4 protein-coding genes and 1 pseudogene are annotated in these 3,881 nt (G+C 66.0%); 2 read left to right on the top strand and 3 right to left on the bottom strand.

Annotated features, from left to right (window positions below; all coding sequences use genetic code 11):
- Positions 1–285, bottom strand: a pseudogene (locus PGX04_RS20435) (TatD family hydrolase); the annotation flags it as partial.
- A gap of 186 nt (positions 286–471) precedes the next feature.
- Between PGX04_RS20435 and PGX04_RS20430 the strand changes: the two are divergent.
- Entirely contained in the window at positions 472–2,043 is a 1,572-nt protein-coding gene (locus PGX04_RS20430; protein WP_273740194.1) for a Na+/H+ antiporter NhaC family protein, read from the top strand.
- Positions 2,040–2,312, top strand: coding sequence for a DUF7513 family protein (locus tag PGX04_RS20425; RefSeq protein ID WP_273740193.1), 273 nt, complete (start codon positions 2,040–2,042; stop codon positions 2,310–2,312). Before PGX04_RS20430 ends, PGX04_RS20425 begins: the two co-directional genes overlap by 4 nt.
- A 43-nt stretch (positions 2,313–2,355) precedes the next feature.
- On the opposite strand, the gene PGX04_RS20420 is transcribed toward PGX04_RS20425, so the two are convergent.
- Positions 2,356–2,826 carry an NYN domain-containing protein gene (locus PGX04_RS20420; RefSeq protein WP_273740192.1) on the bottom strand — a complete coding sequence of 157 codons (471 nt, stop codon included), beginning with the start codon at positions 2,824–2,826 and terminating at the stop codon, positions 2,356–2,358.
- A 349-nt stretch (positions 2,827–3,175) separates the two neighbouring features.
- The coding region (locus PGX04_RS20415) for an aldehyde dehydrogenase family protein (RefSeq protein WP_273740191.1) at positions 3,176–3,881 on the bottom strand (706 nt) is incomplete at its 5' end.

The raw sequence follows: 3,881 nt of genomic DNA, 5'->3' as shown, positions 1-3,881 counted from the left end.
GTCGTCGACCAGCCGCGAAACGAGGCCGGGGTGGACGCCGAGGACGGGCCACGCTCGGCCCGCGAGTTCGTTCGAGGCCTCGTCGACGATCTCGACGGTGCGCTCGAAGACCTCGCGGAAGTCCTCGCCGGTCTCCGCCTCGACGCCGAGGTGCCAGGAGGGTTTGTTCACCACGAGCAGGTGGGTGCCGCCGACGCGGGCGAAGTCGCGAACGGCGTCGATACCTCGGTGACTGTCGGGATCGAGGTGGAGGTGGTCGTCCAGTACCGGCGTCTCGTCGATCATACCCGCTAGTGAGCGCCCCGCGCCCGAAAAGTCACTGATTTCGTCACGGTGCCGGGACCCGAGCACGTCAGTTCCGGTTGGTAGAAGGCTCGAGCGGGAGAGAAAGACCTCGCGAAACACCTGTCAGTAATAGTTATTATGGCGGGTGTGATTAGTGCGAGCGTGTGTCAGTATGCGTGATCAGGTATGAGTGATACCGGGGACGGGCCGACCGATGACGGACCGGCGGACCAGTTCACACAGCCGGACCGCGACAGCGGGCCGAGCGTCGAATTTTACGGCGGCCGCGGGATGAGCGCGTTCCCGATCGCGTTTTTCATCGTCTGGGCCATCGTCCAGACCGCGCTCTGGCGGATCGGGGACACGGGCGGGCTCATCGTCGGGATTCTCGTCGGGCTCATCGTCGGTATGTTCTTCGTCCGGGGGAACTGGGAGTCCTACGCCAACACGATCTTCGAGGGGATGACCCAGCCCGTCGCGGTGACGGCGATCGTGGCGTGGATCTGGGCCGGCATGTTTGCCCAGCTGTTACAGGACGGCGGATTCGTCGGCGGCCTCGTCTGGCTGGCCGACACCGCTGGCGTCGGTGCCGCCCTGTTCCCCGCGATCACGTTCGTCCTCGCCGCCGTCTTCACGACGGGGATCGGGACGGGCTACGGCGCGACCGTCGCCTTCGTCGGGCTGTTCTTCCCCGCCGGCGTCTTGCTCGGCGCGAACCCTATCCTGTTGTTCGGCGCGATCCTCTCGGGTGCGATCTTCGGTGACAACCTCGCACCCGTCAGTGACACGACGATCGTCAGCGCGGTCACGCAAGACGCCGACATCGGCGGCGTCGTCGCCTCGAGATTCAAGTACGTCATCATCGCCGCAGTCGTCGCCTTCCTCGGCTACGTCGTCGCCGGCGGAGCGATGGACGGCCGCGATATCGGCGCCGAAGCCCAGGCGATCTTCCTCGAGGGAAGCGAAGCGATCGGCCTGATTCACATCGTCTCGATGCTGGCCGTGATCGTCGCGGCGATCGCCGGCCGCCACATCGTCGAGGCCATCTCGTGGGGAATCGTCATCGCGGTCGCGTTCAACCTCATTTTCGGCCTCGAGAGCATCGGCGGTATCGTCATGTTCAACGCACCGTCAGACGCGCCGCTGGCAGAACCGCTGTCAGGCCTGCCGGTCCTCACGGTCGTCGAGGACCCCGACGCGGTCGGCGTCGGCGGGAGCCTGATGAACGGCGTGGCCGGGTTTCTCGAACTGTCGATCCTGGTCCTGCTGATCATCGGCGCGGCCCAGATTATGATCCGCGGCGGCGCGTTCGAGGTGTTGCTCGAGTGGTCGCTCGAGAACCTCGCGACGAACGTCCGCAACGCCGAACTCACGATGGTCGGCTCCGCGGCGCTGATCAACGCGATCATCACCATCAACACCGCGGCCGAGGTCGCGATCGGGCCCTACATCTCGAAGATCGGGGAGCGATTCAATCTGAACGGCTACCGGCGAGCGAACATCCTGGACGGCCAGACCGCCGCGCTGGGCTACATCTTCCCGTGGTCGGGCGGCGTGCTCGCCGGCTACAGCGCGATGCAGAACCTCCCCGGCGAGTACGACTGGTTCGACCAGTCGATGGTCGTCACGCCGATCGACGTCGTCCCGTTCGTCTTCCAGGGCTGGCTGCTCGTCGCGGTGTTCGTTCTCGCGGCGCTGACCGGGTTCGGCCGCGAGTACGTCATCGATCGCGAGAGCGAGGAGGTGGCGCGCGTATGAGTTTCCTCAAGAAGTACCTCAAAGGCTGGCAGTTCCGTGCGAACCGACCGACGCTCGAGACCGGATCCGAGATCGACGTCTTCGTCGCGGAGACGAACGGGACCAGCGGCCGGGCGTACATCGGCGATACGGAACTGATCGTCGACGGTGCCGGCCCGGAGATGGTCGAGAAACAGGTACGGGTGCGCGTGGTCGAATTCGACGAGACGACCGCCACGGGTCGCGGTGAGGTCCTCGAAGTCGTCGGGGAGAGTTCCTACAGCGGCTGATTTTCACCGGAAAGATCGATTTTCGCCGGGAAGCGTCTCGTCGTCACGGCTCGAGCGTGACCGCTTCGTCGGCCGCGTTCCGAAGCGCGTCGGAGCGGCCGTGCGTCCCGGGCGCGATCGCGATCGTCTCCACGCCGACGGTGCCCGCGTACTCGAGGACGGGTTTGAAGTCGGTATCTCTCGAGGCGATGGCGAGCCGATCGATGGTGCCGTCGCCCGCGAGCGCGGTCGCGTCGACGGCGAGTTTGACGTCGACGTCGCCGCTGGTGACGATCACTTCGAAGCCGCGGGCTTCGGCGGCCTGAATGAGGCCGGGAGTAGCGTGCTCGTCGAGGTAGAGTCGGATGACGCCGACGCGGCCGAGTTCGCGGGCCGCGTCGCGCAGGTCGTCGAGATCGACGTCGAACTCGTCGCGGAAGACGTTCGGCCCGTCGACGAAGAGACCCACCGCCGGCTCGGTGGGGGGCTGTCGGTCGCCGGAACGGCCGAGTCGGGCGCGAACGCGGTCGAACATACCCCTGCTTTCCGCGGCCGTGAGATAGATGTGACGAAACGCCGTGTGGGTCTTCGAACGGAGTATCTGACGGGAAGGGGGGATGGGACGAGCGCCCTGCGATCGCGGTACCGATGAGGACCACATCTCCCCAGCCGATTGCTACTCACGGGCGTTGCGGGACGGTTTCATCGTCGTCTCCCGGGTGTGCTCCACCGTTCGACCACTCGCAGAACCTGTGGTTCCGCGCTCGACCCGATGGTCGCGGCGCATCGCGCCGCGCAATACTCGTTCACGGCTCGCTTCGCTCACCGCTCGCATCCCCGCGGTTCTCGCTCACTGCGTTCGCTCCGAACCGCGCACCGGTCGATTACTCGAAAACGAAGTAGTCCCGCTCCTCGCCTTGGACCGAGATCCACTTCGGCTCGGTGAGTTCCCGGACGATCCACTCGCCGTGGTACCGGCCGAGGCCCGATTGCTTGACTCCGCCGAAGGGGGCGTTGTGGTCCTCGTTGATCGGCTGATCGTTGATGTGGACCATGCCCGCCTCGATTCGATCGGCGAGGTCGCGGGCGCGATCCACGTCCTCGCAGAAGACCGAGGCCGAGAGGCCGTACTCGGTGTCGTTGGCCAGTTCGATGGCCTCTTTGTCGTCCGCGAACGGAATCACGGGCGCGACGGGACCGAAGTGTTCGTTGCACGCCGTCGGCATGTCGTTCGTACAGTCCGAGAGGACGGTCGGCTCGACGAACAGGCCGTCGGCCTCGCCGCCGGTCTCGAGGGTGGCACCCGCCTCGAGCGTCTCGTCGATGAACTCGACTAAGTCGTCGCGCTGGGTCTCGTTCTGGACCGGGCCGAACGTCACGTCCTCGTTCTCGGAGGGGTCGCCGATCACGAGCGACTCCGCGTGATCGACGAGTAGGTCGACGTACTCGTCGTACAGCGACTCGTGGACGAGGTGGCGGTTGATCGAGATGCAGACCTGTCCCTGGTGGATGAACGAACCGAACGCGCCGGCGCGGGCGGCCCGCTCGAGGTCGGCCTCGTCGGTGACGACGAAGGGCGCGTTGCCGCCC

The sequence above is a fragment of the Natrinema soli genome, from assembly GCF_028618695.1.
The sequence above is the reverse complement of the archived record's forward strand: the minus strand, read 5'-3'. Positions and strand labels throughout refer to the sequence as shown.